At 69.9% G+C, this 14,910-nt stretch carries 16 protein-coding genes; 10 read left to right on the forward strand and 6 right to left on the reverse strand.

The features are described from left to right. Position 1: 1 nt before the first annotated feature. Positions 2-1,201 carry an acetyl-CoA C-acetyltransferase gene (locus JOM49_RS41425; RefSeq protein ID WP_209670198.1) on the reverse strand — a complete coding sequence of 400 codons (1,200 nt, stop codon included), beginning with the start codon at positions 1,199-1,201 and terminating at the stop codon, positions 2-4. A gap of 125 nt (positions 1,202-1,326) precedes the next feature. On the opposite strand from JOM49_RS41425, the gene mce reads away from it, so the two are divergent. Continuing rightward, positions 1,327-1,773: a methylmalonyl-CoA epimerase gene (mce, locus tag JOM49_RS41430; protein ID WP_209670200.1), complete on the forward strand. Its 447-nt coding sequence runs from the start codon at positions 1,327-1,329 to the stop codon at positions 1,771-1,773. A 5-nt stretch (positions 1,774-1,778) separates the two neighbouring features. On the opposite strand, the gene JOM49_RS41435 is transcribed toward mce, so the two are convergent. Both JOM49_RS41435 and JOM49_RS41440 read right to left on the reverse strand, forming a co-directional pair. Further along, on the reverse strand, positions 1,779-2,381 hold the full coding sequence (locus JOM49_RS41435) for a TetR/AcrR family transcriptional regulator (RefSeq protein ID WP_372444197.1): 603 nt from the start codon (positions 2,379-2,381) through the stop codon (positions 1,779-1,781). Between the two features lie 59 nt (positions 2,382-2,440). Continuing rightward, positions 2,441-2,803 carry an SPW repeat protein gene (locus tag JOM49_RS41440; protein WP_209672254.1) on the reverse strand — a complete coding sequence of 121 codons (363 nt, stop codon included), beginning with the start codon at positions 2,801-2,803 and terminating at the stop codon, positions 2,441-2,443. Between the two features lie 224 nt (positions 2,804-3,027). Here JOM49_RS41440 and ccrA point away from each other — a divergent pair, with 224 nt between their 5' ends. From ccrA to JOM49_RS41480, 8 genes are all read left to right on the forward strand, one after another. After that, complete coding sequence (gene ccrA, locus JOM49_RS41445; RefSeq protein ID WP_209670204.1) at positions 3,028-4,368, forward strand: crotonyl-CoA carboxylase/reductase; 1,341 nt, start codon at positions 3,028-3,030, stop codon at positions 4,366-4,368. Positions 4,369-4,390: 22 nt separating this feature from the next. Beyond that, the gene (locus JOM49_RS41450; protein ID WP_209670206.1) at positions 4,391-5,569 is read left to right on the forward strand and encodes a chromosome segregation protein; all 1,179 of its coding nucleotides are present in this window, start codon (positions 4,391-4,393) and stop codon (positions 5,567-5,569) included. Positions 5,570-5,604: 35 nt separating this feature from the next. Next, the gene (locus JOM49_RS41455; RefSeq protein ID WP_209670208.1) at positions 5,605-6,054 is read left to right on the forward strand and encodes a universal stress protein; all 450 of its coding nucleotides are present in this window, start codon (positions 5,605-5,607) and stop codon (positions 6,052-6,054) included. Position 6,055: 1 nt separating this feature from the next. Further along, a complete protein-coding gene (locus tag JOM49_RS41460; RefSeq protein ID WP_209670209.1) occupies positions 6,056-7,162 on the forward strand; it encodes an adenylate/guanylate cyclase domain-containing protein in 1,107 nt (368 codons plus the stop codon). A 216-nt stretch (positions 7,163-7,378) separates the two neighbouring features. Then, positions 7,379-8,317 (forward strand): hypothetical protein, encoded by a 939-nt coding sequence (locus tag JOM49_RS41465; protein WP_245371669.1) that lies wholly within the window; start codon positions 7,379-7,381, stop codon positions 8,315-8,317. Positions 8,318-8,323: 6 nt separating this feature from the next. Further along, the gene (locus tag JOM49_RS41470) at positions 8,324-8,959 is read left to right on the forward strand and encodes a hypothetical protein (RefSeq protein ID WP_209672258.1); all 636 of its coding nucleotides are present in this window, start codon (positions 8,324-8,326) and stop codon (positions 8,957-8,959) included. A gap of 76 nt (positions 8,960-9,035) precedes the next feature. Beyond that, positions 9,036-9,728 carry an HD family phosphohydrolase gene (locus JOM49_RS41475; protein WP_209670211.1) on the forward strand — a complete coding sequence of 231 codons (693 nt, stop codon included), beginning with the start codon at positions 9,036-9,038 and terminating at the stop codon, positions 9,726-9,728. A gap of 195 nt (positions 9,729-9,923) precedes the next feature. After that, positions 9,924-10,139 (forward strand): ribbon-helix-helix domain-containing protein, encoded by a 216-nt coding sequence (locus JOM49_RS41480; RefSeq protein WP_209670213.1) that lies wholly within the window; start codon positions 9,924-9,926, stop codon positions 10,137-10,139. Between the two features lie 67 nt (positions 10,140-10,206). On the opposite strand, the gene JOM49_RS41485 is transcribed toward JOM49_RS41480, so the two are convergent. The 3 genes from JOM49_RS41485 to JOM49_RS41495 form a co-directional block, all read right to left on the reverse strand. After that, complete coding sequence (locus JOM49_RS41485; protein ID WP_209670215.1) at positions 10,207-11,448, reverse strand: aldehyde dehydrogenase family protein; 1,242 nt, start codon at positions 11,446-11,448, stop codon at positions 10,207-10,209. 55 nt (positions 11,449-11,503) lie between these two features. Beyond that, positions 11,504-12,223 (reverse strand): M50 family metallopeptidase, encoded by a 720-nt coding sequence (locus JOM49_RS41490; RefSeq protein WP_209670217.1) that lies wholly within the window; start codon positions 12,221-12,223, stop codon positions 11,504-11,506. 594 nt (positions 12,224-12,817) lie between these two features. After that, the gene (locus JOM49_RS41495; RefSeq protein ID WP_209670218.1) at positions 12,818-13,741 is read right to left on the reverse strand and encodes a DNA-3-methyladenine glycosylase family protein; all 924 of its coding nucleotides are present in this window, start codon (positions 13,739-13,741) and stop codon (positions 12,818-12,820) included. A 296-nt stretch (positions 13,742-14,037) separates the two neighbouring features. Here JOM49_RS41495 and JOM49_RS41500 point away from each other — a divergent pair, with 296 nt between their 5' ends. Next, entirely contained in the window at positions 14,038-14,880 is an 843-nt protein-coding gene (locus JOM49_RS41500) for a ribosomal RNA small subunit methyltransferase A (RefSeq protein ID WP_209670220.1), read from the forward strand. Positions 14,881-14,910 lie beyond the last annotated feature (30 nt).

Consider the following 14,910-nt stretch of genomic DNA (forward strand, 5'->3'; position numbering starts at 1 on the left):
CTCAGGCCTTGGGCACCGAGAGCAGCAGCGCGTCGCCCTGGCCACCGCCACCGCACAGGGCGGCCGCACCGAGGCCGCCGCCGCGGCGGCGCAGTTCGTGCACCAGGTGCACGACCAGCCGCGCGCCGGAGGCGCCGATCGGGTGGCCGAGCGCGATGGCACCGCCGTTGACGTTGACCTTGTCGTGGTCGAGGCCGAGCTGCTTCGCCGAGACCACACCGACGGCGGCGAAGGCTTCGTTGATCTCGACCAGGTCGAGGTCGCCGACGTCGAGCTTGGCCTTGGTCAGTGCGGCCTTGATCGCGTTGGACGGCTGCTCGTGCAGGCTCGCGTCCGGGCCGGCGACCACGCCGTGGGCGCCGATCTCGGCGAGCGGGGTCAAGCCCAGTTCCTCGGCCTTCGCGCGGCTGGCGACCACCACGGCGGCGGCGCCGTCGGAGATCTGGGAGGCGGAGCCGGCGGTGATGGTGCCGTCGGCGGCGAAGGCCGGGCGCAGCTTGGCCAGGCTTTCGGCGGTGGTGTCCGCGCGCACGCCCTCGTCGGTGCTGAAGACGATCGGGTCCTTCTTGCGCTGCGGGATCTCGACCGGCGCGATCTCGTCGGCGAAGCGGCCGGCTTCGATCGCGGCGGCGGCGCGCTGGTGCGAGCGGGCGGAGAACTCATCCTGCTCTTCGCGGGTCAGGCCGTAGCGCTCGTTGTACTTCTCGGTCGACGAGCCCATGGCGACCTGGTCGAAGGCGCAGAACAGACCGTCGTGCGCCATGTGGTCGAGCAGGGTGGTGTCGCCGTACTTGAAGCCGGAGCGGGACTTCGGCAGCAGGTGCGGCGCCTGGGTCATCGACTCCTGCCCACCGGCCACCACCAGGTCGAACTCACCGGCGCGGATCAGCTGGTCCGCGAGCGCGATGGCGTCGAGACCCGACAGGCACACCTTGTTGATCGTCAGCGCGGGCACGTCCATCGGGACGCCGGCGGCCACGGCGGCCTGCCGGGCCGGGATCTGGCCCGCGCCGGCGGTGAGCACCTGGCCCATGATCGTGTACTGCACCGCTTCGGGTGAAACCCCGGCTCGCTCCAGCGCCGCCTTGATGGCGATTCCGCCGAGTTGCGCACCCGAGTAGTCCTTCAGCGAACCCAGCAGCCTGCCGATCGGGGTCCTTGCCGCGCCCAGGATTACCGAGCTGGCCTGAGTTCCGGACATGTGCAGCCTCCAAGGCGAACGACGGCGGTCCGCTCGACCATACCGGTCGGTGTGCCTTCTTGAATGAGTCAGTGTGAGCTGACGCACGACGCCTTTCCCCGGAACAGGACCTATTGTCGCTTCTCATGAATGAAGCGCTGAAGCCGTTCGTCACGACGATCGATCACGTCGGCATCGCGGTCGCCGACCTCGACGCGGCGATCGCCTTCTACGCGGAAACCTTCGGTCTCGAGGCGACGCACGTCGAGACCAATCACGATCAGGGCGTCCGCGAGGCGATGCTCCACGCCCCCGGTGATCACGACGGGCCCGCCGTGCAGTTGCTCGCGCCGCTGTACCCGGACTCGACCATCGCGAAGTTCCTCGACAAGCGCGGTCCCGGGCTCCAGCAGCTCGCCTGCCGGGTGTCCAATGTGGAAGACGCGATGGAGGCCCTGCGGGCGAAGGGGCTGCGGGTCATCTACGACACCCCGCGGCCGGGTACCGCGGGCTCGCGGGTGAACTTCGTGCACCCCAAGGACGCCGGTGGCGTGCTGATCGAACTGGTGGAGCCCGCCAAGACCGAGGGCTGACCGGCCTACGTCGCCGGGGCGGCCCGGAAGGTCAGCGCCCTGGCGATGAAGGTGAGTTCCCGCTCCATCTGCTCCGGCTGGTCGTCCTCGGCGTGCCGGGCGACCGAGTGCCGGTAGCTGACCGCCAGTGCGAGCAGTCCGGCCGCGCTCTCCACGTCGGTCATCGCCAGGCCACCGACGCCCGCGGCCAGGATGACCGCTTCGACCTGGCGTACGAGCACTTTGAATCGATCCTGAAGCGCGTCGCGCACGGCGTGATGCGTGTCCGCCTCGCGCCACAGCAGGTGGGACAGCACCTGGGAGGCGCCGAGGCGCTGGTCCAACTCGGAGACCAGCCGGCGCAGGCTCTCGGCGAGGTCACCGGGGACCACCACGCGCGAGGTCTCCACGTGCTCGTCGGGCAGCCGTTCGACCAAGGCGCTCAGCAGATCCGTCTTGCGCTTGAAGTAGTAGTGGACCAACCCCTTCGGCACACCCGCCTGTTCGGCGATGCGGGACGTCGGGGTGGCGTCGAAGCCGTGTTCGGCGAAGAGCGCCTCGGCGGCGGTGAGGATGCGTTCCTTGGCTGACGCGTCCTCGCCGGTTCTGCCCCGTGCCACCGAACCCACCCCTTCCGCGTGTACCGGGCCCCACGGTATCCCGGCGAGGCCCGGCCCACGCGAAATCGTCAGTGCTGCCCGGCCATGCGGTCGTGGGCGGCGTTGGCCACCGGCAGCGCGGCCGCGCCGGCGATCATGGTCAGTCCGCCGATGATCCACGAGGACCAGGCGGCTCCGGTCAGGCCCGAATAGCCGATCACCCAGGGCGAAATGAACAGCAGCGCACCCAGCACGATCTGGATGCCCTCCCCGTAGACCAGGCCCGGCATGGCCAGTGAGACCAGGCCGTCGATGGCCACGAGCGCGCCCAGCACGATGAGCGTCCACATGGCGGCGGTATCGGTCTGCATCCACAGCGGTGTCAGCACCGCCACCACTCCGAGCACGACCTCCGCCCAGTCGTGGGGACGGGTCCACGGGCTCGTCGACATCTCGCGCACGAGATCACCTCCGTTTGCCACTTGAACCGTGTGTCTCGCGGTCCACCCTCGATGGTGCGCCTTGGTTGGCCGGCCGGTCAAACATCCGCGGTCACGAATCCGCGTCGGCCTTACGCCCGTCGGGGGGACTTCGGCGTGGTCGACGTCTCTTCCGGGTTGAGCCGGGCGTTACTCGCCAGTAGTTTCTAGCGGACGCGCCGACCCACGGAGGTTCGATGAGCGAGATCCAGCAGATCGCCCAAGCTGTGCTGTCCGGGGAGCCGGGCGAGGTGGCGGGGCTCGCGGTGCCGGAGAGCTACCGGGGCATCACCGTGCACGCCGACGAGGTCGACATGTTCGAGGGGCTCGAAAGCCGCGACAAGGACCCGCGCAAGTCGCTGCACCTGGACGACGTGCCCACGCCCGAACTGGGGCCCGGCGAGGCGCTGGTCGCGGTGATGGCCAGCGCGATCAACTACAACACCGTCTGGACCTCGATCTTCGAGCCGATACCGACGTTCAAGTTCCTGCAGCGCTACGGCAGGCTCTCACCACTGGCCAAGCGCCACGACCTGCCGTACCACGTGGTCGGCTCCGACCTGTCCGGTGTCGTGCTGCGGACCGGCGCCGGCGTGCACAGCTGGAAGCCCGGCGACGAGGTGGTGGCGCACTGCCTGAACGTCGAGTTGGAAAGCTCGGACGGCCACAACGACACGATGCTCGACTCGGAGCAGCGCATCTGGGGTTTCGAGACGAACTTCGGCGGCCTCGCCGAAATCGCGCTGGTGAAGGCGAACCAGTTGATGCCGAAGCCCGCGCACCTGACCTGGGAAGAAGCCGCCTCGCCGGGGCTGGTCAACTCGACCGCCTACCGCCAGCTGGTCTCGCGCAACGGCGCCGACATGAAGCAGGGCGACGTGGTGCTGATCTGGGGCGCTTCGGGCGGCCTCGGTTCGTACGCCACCCAGTTCGCGCTCAACGGCGGTGCCATCCCGGTGTGCGTGGTTTCCAGCCCGGAGAAGGCGGAGATCTGCCGCAAGATGGGCGCCGAACTGGTCATCGACCGCAACGCCGAGGGCTACAAGTTCTGGAAGAACGAGCACGAGCAGGATCCGAAGGAGTGGCAGCGGTTCGGCGCGAAGATCCGTGAGCTGACCGGTGGCGAGGACCCGGACATCGTCTTCGAGCACCCGGGCCGCGAGACCTTCGGCGCCTCGGTCTACGCCGCGCGCAAGGGCGGCACGATCGTCACCTGCGCTTCCACCTCCGGTTATCTGCACCAGTTCGACAACCGCTACCTCTGGATGAACCTCAAGCGGATCATCGGCTCGCACTTCGCGAACTACCGCGAGTCGTGGGAAGCGAACCGGTTGATCGCGAAGGGACTGATCCACCCCACGTTGTCCAAGGCCTACCCGCTCGCGGAAACCGGCCAGGCCGCGCTCGATGTGCACCGCAACGCCCACCAGGGCAAGGTGGGCGTGCTGTGCCTGGCTCCCGAGGAGGGACTGGGCGTCCGGGATCACGAGATGCGTGCGAAGCACATAGCTGCGATAAACACCTTCAGAGGTGTGTGACGCCGCGGGCTAGGGTGGACCAATGAGTCTTGGCGACGACAGGGAACTCGTCCCACTGGGAGCCGGCTTCGACCTGGAGAAGCGGGGTTACCACCGCGCCCAGGTCGATGACCATCTCGAACGGCTCGACGGTGAGCTCAAAATGCTCACCTCCGACCGCGACGCGGCGATTTCGCAGGCCGGGGACCTGGCCAGGCAGCTGGAGCTGTCGCGCAGCGAGATCGCCGAGCTGCGTGGTCAGGTCGAGCGGTTGTCGCTGCCACCCACCACCCTCGAGGGCCTGTCCGAGCGTTTACAGCGCATGTTGCGGCTGGCGCAGGACGAAGCGTCGGACACGCAGGCCCGCGCCGAGGCCGAGGCCGCGCACATCCGCGCCAAGGGCGAGTCGGACGCGGCGGCGCTGCGGGCCGAGCACGAGGTGCGGTTGAAGCAGCTCGACGAGCGTCGCGAGGAGATGGAGGCCGAGCACCGCGGCGTCCTGGAGAAGGCGCGCGCCGAAGCGGACAAGATCACCCAGGCCGCCAAGGACGAGCGCGACCGCCTCGACGCCGAGGCCGAGCAGCGCCGCACGCAGGTCGAAGAGGACTTCGAGATCGCCATGGCGGCGCGGCGCACCGAGGCCATGCGGGCGCTCGCCGAGCAGGAGGCGACCAGCAAGGCCGAGGCCGAACGCCGGCTGCGTGAAGCGACCGAAGAGGCCGCGAAGATCCGCGCGAAGGTGGCCGAGGAGGAAGCCGCGGCGAAGGCGGACATCGAACGCCGCCAGCGCGAGTCCGTCCAGGAAGCCAACAAGCGCCTGCAGGACGCGGCGAACGAGGCCAACGCGCGACTCACCGAAGCCGCGGACGAGGCCCGCCGCCGGGTCCGGGAGGCCACCGAGGAAGCCAACCGCCGGACCAACCACGGCCTCGAGCGCGTGGAGGCCCTGCGCAAGCTCCGCGAGAACATCGCCAACCAGGTGCAGGCGGCCCGCAAGGTGCTTTCCGAGGCCGAAGCCGTACTGCACCAAGAAAGCGCCGCCGGTGTCCCGGTGACACCGGCCAAGCCGACCAAACCCGTCAAGCCGGCCGAGCCGGAGAAGCCGCAGCCGTCGGGCGGCTCCGCCGAAGCGACCGTGAAACTGCCGAAGCCCACTCCCCAGCCGGCCCCGCGCAAGCCCGCCCCCGGGCAGCGCCAGGCGCAGGCCCGGCAGAAGCCCTGACCCCACAGCACAGACCGATCGCAGGAGGAAGACGAATGAGCGCCTACCAGACCGTGGTCGTCGGCACGGACGGTTCCGACTCTTCGTTCGCCGCGGTGGACCGGGCGGCGGCCGTCGCCGGGGACGCCGGCGCGACCCTGGTGATCGCCTGCGCCTACTACCCCGCGGCCAAGCAGGACGTGGAGAAGGCACAGGACGTGCTGCGCGAAGAGGCCTACCAGGTGGTCGGCTCCGCGCCGGCGGAGGACACGCTGCTGTCCGCGCGCGACCGCGCCACCAAAGCCGGGGCGACGAAGATCGAGACCGTCGCGATGGTCGGCGAGCCGGTGGAAATGCTGCGCAAGGTCGTCGCGCAGCATTCCGCGGACCTGCTGGTGGTCGGCAACCGCGGGCTGAACACGCTCGCCGGGCGCATCCTGGGCTCGGTGCCGTCGGAAGTGGCCCGCAAGTCGGGCGTGGACGTGCTCATCGTGCACACCACCTGAGGTGCCGACGGAGCGGGACGACAACGGCGAGCTGCAGCAGCGCCTGGAGAAGGTGCTGCTCGGTGGCCGGCGCCGGTACACCCGGCTGCAGGTGGTCGAGAAGGCGGGCGTGCCCGAGGACCGGGCGCGCCGGTTGTGGCGCGCGCTCGGCTTCGCCACCGTCGAAGACGACGAGGTGGTCTTCACCGACGCCGACGTCGAGGCCATGCGCACCGCGGACAACCTGATCCGGGCCGGGCTGGTCGACGCCCGCGTGGAGACCGCGGTGACCAGGGCGCTGGGCCAGCACCTGTCGCGGCTGGCCGAGTGGCAGGTCCACATGCTGTGGGAGCTGATCACCGCCAACCCGGACCTCGGCCGGAACGAGCGCCAGATCGCGCGGCTGGTGGACCGGCTGCTGCCGGAGCTGGAACGCGTCCAGAACTACGTCTGGCGCCGCCACCTCGCCGCCTACGCCGGGCGCGCGCTGGCGTCCCCCGAAGAGGACCTGGAGGCGCGCAGCCAGGTCGTCGGCTTCGTCGACATGGTCGGGTTCACCAGGCTGACCCGGCGGATCGACGAGGCCGAGCTCGACGGGATCCTGGACGCGTTCGAGACGGTCGCCTCCGAGGTGATCGCCGAGCACCACGGCCGGATCGTGAAGATGATCGGCGACGAGGTGCTGTTCGTCGCCGACACCGCGGTCGACGCCGCCGAGATCGCGCTGACGCTCAACGAACGCGTCGAAGCCGACACCACGTTGCCCTCCGTGCGCGCCGGGCTGGCCGCGGGCCGCATCCTGAGCCGTTTCGGTGACGTCTACGGATCGGTGGTCAACCTCGCCGCGCGGCTGACTTCGGTGGCCAAGCCGGGCACGATCGTGGTCGACCGCGAACTGGCCGCGAACCTGTCCGGGGTGCCAGCCTACGAATTGCGCTCACGGCGCGCGGTTTCCGTTCGCGGGTACAGCAGGCTGAAGCCCTGCTCGTTACGCCGGGCGCGTGAACGGCCTGGCACCCGCTTCGAGAGCAGCCAGCAACTGGCCGCGGAGATGCTTGGCCTGCGACAAGCCCGTGCGGAGGGCCCCGACAACGAGGTCGGACCCGATTTTCCCGGCTACCGCCCGTAGCCGAAAAGGGTGCGCTAAGTATCCCCCGAATTTCTTATTTCGCCTGCGTCCGAGCACGCGTAGAGTGACTCCGCGCACTCAAACGGACACTCTCAGCTCTCATCCTGTTGAGTTAGCCCATTTCCTGAGGAGGTGACCCCTGTGCGCGCCGACCCCGGCCAAGACCGGAAGCGGACGCGGACCCCGCTCCAGGAGATCTTCTGGACGCGGACGAGCCTGCTCCTGCTGGTCCTGGTCGTGGTCTCGATCACCTGCCTGTTCCTGGCCAGTGGCATGGCGCCGGGCAACGGCAAGAACTTCGTCACCTCGGTCGGCACCGGCACGATGATCTCCGCGGTGGTCGGCTTCGGGCAGACGCTGATCACGGCGGCGGCCTCGCAGCGGGCGCTGGTGGCGCCGGTGATCGAGGAGAGCAAACGGGCGCTGGAGAAGCTCGCCGCCGAATACCGGTCGCTGAACAAGGAGTTCTTCCCCACCGACGTCTTCGAAGCGACCCCCGACCCGGACCCCAAGTTCAACGAGCTGATGATGCGGGACCTCGCGGGCAGCAGGCAGTACTTCTTCCGCGGCTTCTCCGGCCGGTTCGCCGCCGCCAGATTGCTGCTCTCCCACGCCGAGTGGGAGATGCGGGCGGTGCTGGCCGACCCCAGCGACGCCACCACGATCAGCGGCCGGGCCCGCTACCTCCTGCGCCAGGAGGGCCCCGAAGCGGACTACGACGCGATCCAGCGGCGGCTGCAGGACGAGATGGGCATGGGGCTGGTCGGGTTGTTCCTGGCCAGGAGCCGGTGCACACGGATCGACATCACCGTGGTCACCGATCCCCCGCTCGACCGGCTGGAGATCTTCGACGACTGCGTGTGGGTCACCCTGTACAGCGACGTCGGCCCGGTCAGCACGCTGTACCCGCGGACCCTCCGCTTCACCGAGGGTTCGTTCGTCTACAACATGGAACGTGCCGAGTTCCTCCGGCTTGGCGGTGGCCGGAACGGCAGGCACTTCCAGATCACCCCGGAGACCACCCGGGCAGATTTCATCGCGCTGTTCGGCAAGGCCACCGGACGACCGTTGTCCGAGGAGCAGTTCAGTGAGCTGGAGGGCCGCTTCCGGTCCTTTTCCCAGGAATTCTCCACCGCCGCTGGACTGAGGAGCTGATAGATGGTGTTGACCCGCACATGCCCACTCGCCGAGCTGGCCATCGACGTGGCTGCTCGCCGGGCCGGCTCCGACGACTGGCGGGCGCTCGCGGAGCCGTTCCAGCGCTGGGCCGCGCGGCCCGGCCTGCGGGCCGAACTGCGTGCGCACATCCAGTCGCTGCCGCCGGAGCCCGCGAGCGCGATGATCCGGCGGTCCAGGGAAACGACCACGCACTTCGCCTGGTGCCTGCGGGACGAGCGCGACGAACCGTTCTCGTTCTGGCTGCACGAATACAAACCGCAACGCGATTGGCGGCACGGCTACGCCGATTCGGTGCACAACCACCGGTACCACTTCTGGACCACCATTCTGCGCGGGAGCTACCTGCACGAGCGCTATTCCGCGACGGTGGACGCGGCCAGCGGACTGATCACTTCGGCCGAGTTGATCCACGGTGACGACTACCCGGCGGGCACCACCGGGGTGCTGCTGGCGGACGAGTTCCACCGCATCCCGAAAGCCGCTGACAACACGATGACCTTCTTGGTTAAATCACGACCAGTGAACGAATGGAGCGTTTCCTTTGATCCATTAACCCGAACGAGTCATCGGCACGTGCCGGTGGAGACCCGTTTGGGGGAGCTTCTGGAACGAATCTGAAGTCAAGGCCCGCGCGTTAGCGATTACCATCACTCCACCCGGCTGCAAATCCCAGCCGGTTCGGAGGGGATCGATAATGCGCGTCCACCAAACCGTTGTCCACGCATCCTTCAACACCGTGCCCGCGGCGGCGATCCACGCCGTCGAGCAGGCCGTCCGCCGGCTCTGCCTGCGTCACGCCGAGCGGCTGCCGTTCCACGGCTGGCACCACGTCAGCTTCGTCCGGTCGAAAGCCGTCGGGTTCGCCCGGCTCAACGGCGCCGACGTGAGCCTCGTCGAGACCGCCGCGCTGGTGCACGACGTCAACTACCTGGTCCGCCGCAACTCACCCGCCGCAGAGGGCAGTGGGCTGCGGATGCAGATGCTCGCCGACGCCGGCGTCCCGCTGGGTGCCGCCCAGCGGATCGACGTGCTGATCGACGAGGCCGAGATGGCCAACCGCGGACCGGACATCTCACTCGAAGCGCAGGCGCTCAGCGACGCGGACACGCTGTTCAAGGCGCTGCCCGTGACGCCGGTCGTGCTGGCGCACAAGTACCTCCGCGAGAACGGGCTCAGCCTGCGCGAACTGGCGAACAAGATCGTCGGTGAGCAGCGGGACGTGCACGACGAGGGTTACTACTTCTACAACGCCGAGGCCGCCGCCGAGTACTCGCGCTGGGCGCTGGCGAACCTGGAGTTGTGGCAGTGCATCAAGGAGGCCGTGGACGACCCGGCGGTCGAGGAACTGCTCGACGCGGTCGACGAGGTCGACGCGGCCGCTTCCTGACCCGGTCTACCGCCCGACCGGGTCGATTCGGGTGTGGATGCGTGAATTTCATTCACACGCGATGATGAACTCACTAGTCCCCGGTCCCGCCATTCGGACGTTTCTTGGCCCCGCACGGCTGAATTCGGTCCACGGATAACCCGGCGCCACTATTGTGGCCGTGCAGGGGCCGTCGAATGGAATCGGATTGGAGTCATGGTGCCGGACAAGGGCGTGGCGAACCGGGTCGGGACCCGGGTCGTCAGTAGGGAACCGCAGCCCCAGGGCCTCACCGCGCTGGGGAAGGACCTGCGGACCAGGGTCTCCAGCGACACCTACGAGGCAACCGAAAAGATAGCCAGGAAACGCGGCGTGAGTATGGCGCATATCGTGCGCCAGGCAGTGGAGAATTACCTGGAGAAGGCTCGGTGACACACTGATGCGTTCGATGTCACAGTGGCCATCGAACGCATCAGGCATCAATTAATTGAATGTTGAATCAGCGGCCGTCCGGGAGCACGGCGTACTGGCGGACGTAGAGATCGGTGTAGGTGACCGGGCCGCGCGGGCCGGGCACCTTGTCCAGGTTGATCCCGGTTTCCGGGACCCCGCGCAGCTTGAAGCCGTCGAGCAGGCGGGTCGGGGCGTTCCAGAAGACGCCCGTGCCGGTGTAGCCGTCGAAGAAGGCTTCGGCGGTGCCGGCGTTCTCGGTGGCGATGCCAGCGGCGAGCCCGGAGGTCTGCTCGTTGGCGATCCGGGTGGCCTCCTCGACCCCGGCCACGGTCGACACGGTGACGGTGGCCTCGCGGTCGGAGTCCAGCGCCCATTCGTAGCCGATGGCGTGCTCGTGCGGCGGCAGCGACGCGGTGACCCCGCGCCCGGCCAGCGCTTCGCTGACCACGGGCCACGCCTTGTCGTGGATGTTCGTGTCGATGAGCAGCAGGTTCAGCCGGTTGCACACGCCGAGCCGGTCCAGGCTGCCCGTGACGAGTTCGCGCACCTTCTCCAGGTCGGCGTCCGCGTCGACGAAGAGCACGCCGCCGCCGTCGGCGTGGGCGAGAGTGCGCACACCGTGCTGGGCGGCTTCGGTGGCGAGCGCGCGGGTGCTGTCGCCACTCCCCCGCAGGATGACGAGCGGGATCAGGTCGGGCTGAGCGACCAGCGCGGCCGCCGCGTGGCGCTCGGCGCGCGGCACGAGCTGCACAGCGTCGCGGTCGATACCGGCGTCGGCCAGCGCGGGCGCGATCACCGACTCGAGCAACCGCTGAGCGGAACCGAGCGCGGCGGACCCGGTGCGCAGAACGCCGGCGTTGCGCGACTTCACCAGCTGGGACGCCACGTCCACGGTCACGTTCGGGCGAGCTTCGTAGTTCGCGCCGATGACGCCGACCGGGCGCCTGCGCTCCACCAACCGGAGCCCACCCTCCAAAGTGGACAGCGGGAGGACGCGCTCGGGGTGCGGCGCGGCGGCCAGCAGGCGCAGCTGCTCGGCCATGCCGGTGAGCCGCTCTTCGGTGATCGTCAGGCGGTCGAGCAGACCGGCGCTCATGCCGTCTTCGCGAGCCTTGGTCACGTCGGCGGTGTTGGCCTCGAGCACGGCGTCGCGGTTCGACAGCAGGCGCTCAGCCATGCCGATGAGGGCGGCGTCGATCGCTTCGTCCGGCGCGGCGGCCAGCGACGGCGCGGCCCGCTTCGCCGCACGCGCGCACTCTTCGACTGCCTTGGCCACCTCGTCGCTCACGACAAATCCCTCCGGACATCCGAATAGAGGTGTCCAGTTTGCCGCACGCGTGAACTCAGCTGAGCACGGGTTCGAGCAGCCAGCTCCCGCCGAGGAACAGGCTGCCGAAGGCGAGCACACCGAGCACGAGCAGCCACAACGCCACCGGCACGCCGGTGAGGCGGGCCAGCTGATCGACATCGGAGTCGCGGGCCGCGCCGCGGCGGCGCTTGGACTGCAGCTCGAAGACCGGGCGGACGCCGCCGAGCAGGAGGAACCAGGTGATCGCGTAGACGCAGACGGCCTGCACGCCGGGCGGGGCCAGCAGCGCGACGGCGCCGAGGCCGACCGCCGCGGCGACCACCGAGAAGGCGCCGTACACGTTGCGAATCATCACCAGCACGCCCAGGAGCAGGAGCGCGGCGAGGCCGAGCAGGATCGAAATTCGATCGGCGGCGATGAGGGCGGCGAAGGCGAGGCCGAGGAGCGCGGGCGCGGGGTAACCGGCGAGGGCGGTCAGGACCATGCCCGGACCGGTGGGCTTGCCGCGGGAGACGGTGACGCCGGAGGTGTCCGAGTGCAGCCGGATGCCCTGGAGACGCCGGCCGACCAGCACCGCCGCGAAGGCGTGCCCGGCCTCGTGGACGATCGTCACCAGATTGCGGGCGAGGCGCCACGGGGTGCCCGAGACCACCAGGAGCAGCGCGGCCGCGCCGGTGATCAACGCCACCAGGCCAGGCGGGTCCGGCTGGGCGTCGAAGAGTCCCCAGAGCCCGTCGGTATCGGCCACGTTCACGCGCACACCTCAGCACACGGGGAGTTGGATCGGTGTGACGGGGCCGGAAGCCGGGACGCTGGGCGACTCCCGGTTGGCTCGGTGTAGCGGGCAACGCGGCGGGGGAAGCGGCGGCCTGGCTGGAGACGGGTGGGCATCGGCGGAGGCCGGGGTAGGCGGGGGGCTGATCGCACAGGGCAGGCACGCGCGGGTTCGTGGTGGTGCGGGGCCGGGCGAGGGCGGCTCGGGGTGGACGGTCAGCCGATGCGGGCGGCGGGGCGGAAGAGGGTTAGGCAGCTGCCGTTCCGGGGCGCGGCGGGAGGTACGGCGGGCGAGCTGAGGTGGGGCGAGCTGAGGCGCGGCGCGCGGAAGGCGGCCGGAGGCGCGGCGGACGGGTGGCGGGAGATCCGGCGGACGGCCGAAGGCACGGCGAGCGGAAGGCGGCCGAAAGTGCGGCCGGAGGCAGGCGGCCCAGGCACGGCATGCGGAAGCGCGGCAGACGGCAGGCGGACGACCGGAGGTGCGGCAGGCGGTGGGGGCGGGCGGCCGGAGGGCGTGCGGAGGAGACCGGTCGCTTGCGGGCGGCTCCGGGGTCTGGCGGTGGAGCGGCGGGGGTCAGGCAGAGGCGGCTCGCGAGGTGCGGCGGGCGGCGGAGGCGCGAAACAGGAAGGCGACCCAGCTGCGGTACGGGCGCCAGGCGTCGGCGAGGTGGGTGAGGGTGGGGACGTCGGCGGCATCGACGGCGTAGGCGTGCGCCATTTCCTGGTGCAGGCGGCGTTCGTGGCGGGGGAAGACGTCCGGGTGGCCGACGCCTCGGATGAGGATCAGTTCGGCCGAGAAGGGACCGATACCGGGCAGTTTTCGCAGGCGGGTGAGGGCTTCGTCGGCGGGGAGGGCCCGTAGGCGGGCGGCGTCCAGTTGGCCCTGTTCGGCGGCACCGGTGAGGATGCGCAGTTGCTTCACCTTCGTTTCCGGCAGGCCCAGTGGGCGCTCCAGCAGCCGCAGGGCCTCTGGGGCGGGGAACGAGCTGATCGAGTGGCCGTCGACCGTGTGGCGGTGGCCGTGGCGCTCGGCGATCCGCCGCTTGATGCCCGCCGCCTGCACCGTGCGGATGCGCTGGCCGATGATCGCCCAGCAGGCGGCCTCGTAGGGCGAGTGGAACAGCACCGGGCGCAAACCGGGAGCGGCGGCGGCCAGGCGGGCGGCGATCTTGTCGCGGCGGATCGACTCGAGGAACGCGAAGGTGTCGAAATCGAGGGAGAGGATGCGTTCGGCTTGGCGGCAGGCTTCGGCGGCCGAGTCGCCGTCGGCTTCCAGTTCGACGACTCCGTCGGCGTGCTGGCGGGCGACCACGCCGGCGGGCCGCCAGCAGCCGTCTACCGGGAAGGCCAGGCGCAGCGTGCCCGGCTCCCCTGCCGCATCCGGCCGACCGGCGGGCACGAAGTCTTCCAGGAACCGCATCGAGGCTCGTAGGTCGAACGGGCCGCGTGGGGTGATCTTCGCGGTCGCACCAGGGCGCCAGCGGGTGATCGGCGACATCGGTACCTCCCTTCCCTCGCCGATGCCGACGCTAGCGCGCACCCCCGACAGTTCCGCGCGGAAAACCGGTTGCGCGGGCTGTTAGCTTCGGGGCCATGGGAGCTTTGTACATCTGCTGCGCAGCGATCGCCCGGCCCCGGCCGCGGCACGCCTGACGCGGCGGCCGTCTCTCTTCACTGAGCACCAGGCGCTGATCACCCGCGCCTGATCGTCCGCGCGACCCCACTTCCGGTCGCCGCGTCTCGACGTCCTCGCGTGCCTTCGCACGCCTTCCTTCGTCTTGACGTGGAGTGACCATGCCCGCCAACGGGTTCTGCCGTCCTGCCCGGAAACACCCCGTCCCCAACCCCTCCGGCGTCCACTTCCTCGCCGCGCCCCGGATCGCCGACGAACTGGTCCGCTCGGCTGACATCACACCGTCGGATCTGGTGGTCGACTTCGGCGCGGGCCTCGGGGCGATCACCGCGCCGTTGGCCCGGACCGGTGCCGAGATCCTTGCCGTGGAGCGGGATCCCGTGTTCGTCGACCGGCTGCGCGACCGCCTCGCCGACTTCGGCAACGTTCGGGTCATCCCGGCCGACGCACGCACCTTCTCCTTACCCCGCAGGAGGTTCGCCGTCGTGGCGAGCATCCCGTACGCGGTGTCCACCGCGTTGATGCGGCGACTGCTCAGCCCGACCGCCTCGGCGCTGGACCGGGCCGCGCTGATCGTCGAATGGGGCTTCGCGAAACGACTCAGCGCCGCCACCCCGCGCGACCTCGAAATCGCCTGGTGGGCCGCGAGGTTCGAGCTGCGGCTGGTGCGGCGCATCCCGGCCAGGCACTTCAGCCCGGCCCCGAAGGTGGACTCGGCCCACCTCACCGTCCGGCGGCGCGGCAAGCCGGACAAGCTCGCCGACCGAGCACTGTGGACACTCCTGCAGGCGGCCTACCGGACCCCGCGCGCACCGGCGCGGACGGCCGTCGCCTTCCTCGGGCGCAAGCCCCACCGCCTGCTCAAGGCGAACGGCATCGATCCCGAACGCCCGGCCGCGACCGTGCCGCCGGCCGACTGGGCCGCGCTGGCGCGGTACCTCGCCGCCGACCGCGGCCTGCACTGGCCCCCGCTGCCGAAGGCTTTGCGCGGCGACGGTCGTTGACATACTGTCGGTATCCCAACTCACCGGGAG

The organism is Amycolatopsis magusensis (assembly GCF_017875555.1).
GTDB lineage: Bacteria > Actinomycetota > Actinomycetes > Mycobacteriales > Pseudonocardiaceae > Amycolatopsis > Amycolatopsis magusensis.

Excerpts from the sequence above, each read along its gene's own strand:
- JOM49_RS41425 (WP_209670198.1), bottom strand. The coding sequence starts at position 1,201 with ATGTCCGGAACTCAGGCCAGCTCGGTAATCCTGGGCGCGGCAAGGACC.
- mce (WP_209670200.1), top strand. The coding sequence starts at position 1,327 with ATGAATGAAGCGCTGAAGCCGTTCGTCACGACGATCGATCACGTCGGC.
- JOM49_RS41440 (WP_209672254.1), bottom strand. The coding sequence starts at position 2,803 with ATGTCGACGAGCCCGTGGACCCGTCCCCACGACTGGGCGGAGGTCGTG.
- ccrA (WP_209670204.1), top strand. The coding sequence starts at position 3,028 with ATGAGCGAGATCCAGCAGATCGCCCAAGCTGTGCTGTCCGGGGAGCCG.
- JOM49_RS41450 (WP_209670206.1), top strand. The coding sequence starts at position 4,391 with ATGAGTCTTGGCGACGACAGGGAACTCGTCCCACTGGGAGCCGGCTTC.
- JOM49_RS41455 (WP_209670208.1), top strand. The coding sequence starts at position 5,605 with ATGAGCGCCTACCAGACCGTGGTCGTCGGCACGGACGGTTCCGACTCT.
- JOM49_RS41475 (WP_209670211.1), top strand. The coding sequence starts at position 9,036 with ATGCGCGTCCACCAAACCGTTGTCCACGCATCCTTCAACACCGTGCCC.
- JOM49_RS41480 (WP_209670213.1), top strand. The coding sequence starts at position 9,924 with ATGGTGCCGGACAAGGGCGTGGCGAACCGGGTCGGGACCCGGGTCGTC.
- JOM49_RS41495 (WP_209670218.1), bottom strand. The coding sequence starts at position 13,741 with ATGTCGCCGATCACCCGCTGGCGCCCTGGTGCGACCGCGAAGATCACC.
- JOM49_RS41500 (WP_209670220.1), top strand. The coding sequence starts at position 14,038 with ATGCCCGCCAACGGGTTCTGCCGTCCTGCCCGGAAACACCCCGTCCCC.